The organism is Serratia sp. 506_PEND (assembly GCF_001076875.1).
GTDB classification, from domain to species: domain Bacteria; phylum Pseudomonadota; class Gammaproteobacteria; order Enterobacterales; family Enterobacteriaceae; genus Serratia; species Serratia marcescens.
On record NZ_JVEL01000157.1, the window covers coordinates 1 to 639 of the forward strand.

Annotated in this window: 1 protein-coding gene; it reads left to right on the forward strand. The window is 50.4% G+C overall.

The window, feature by feature from the left end; translation table 11 throughout:
• Window positions 1-150 precede the first annotated feature (150 nt).
• Complete coding sequence (locus tag ADK28_RS04050; protein WP_016926941.1) at window positions 151-513, forward strand: antiterminator Q family protein; 363 nt, start codon at window positions 151-153, stop codon at window positions 511-513.
• Window positions 514-639: the final 126 nt, after the last annotated feature.

Consider the following 639-nt stretch of genomic DNA (forward strand, 5'->3'; position numbering starts at 1 on the left):
ATACAGTATTTGATGTAATACCCTCGGCGAGCACGCCGGGCGGAGCGGTTGTTGCGTGTTGGCGCACGCCGAGCAGAAGAGCGGCTCGCCGACGTCGGTCAACGACATGGAGCCCTGGCGATGTGGCAAACGCCCAAAGGAGGTGGAAGCATGAGAGATATGAATGAAGTGTTGGAGCGGTGGGGCGTATGGGCCAGGGATAACAGTGGCATCGATTATTCCCCCATTGCTGCCGGGTTCAGAGGGCTGTTGTCCTATAAATCGAAAGGCGAGCGTTCCTGTTGCGATGATGATGGCCTGGTGATCGACGGTTGCGTGGGCAGATTGAAGAAATACAAACCCGAAGAGTTCGATCTCATCATTGCCCACCATGTTTATGGCATATCCTTGCGCAAGATTGCCCTGAAAAGAAAGTGTTCAGACGGTACGATACGTAAAGAGATGCAAACGGCGGAGGGATTTATCGGTGGGTGCCTGGCAATGTTGGATATAAAGTTGACTATGGATCGCTGAAACTGCTGCCGTTGAAGTTGATGAGGGTTTATTTCTCGTTTCACTGTGACATCAGGAATAATAATAGCGTATGCGCGTTGCAAGAATTTAAAAAAAGACTCACGCGTACGCAAATAAGCGAGTAAT

Bases quoted from the DNA above. Each gene is read 5' to 3' on its own strand.
- ADK28_RS04050 (WP_016926941.1), top strand. From the start codon at position 151: ATGAGAGATATGAATGAAGTGTTGGAGCGGTGGGGCGTATGGGCCAGG.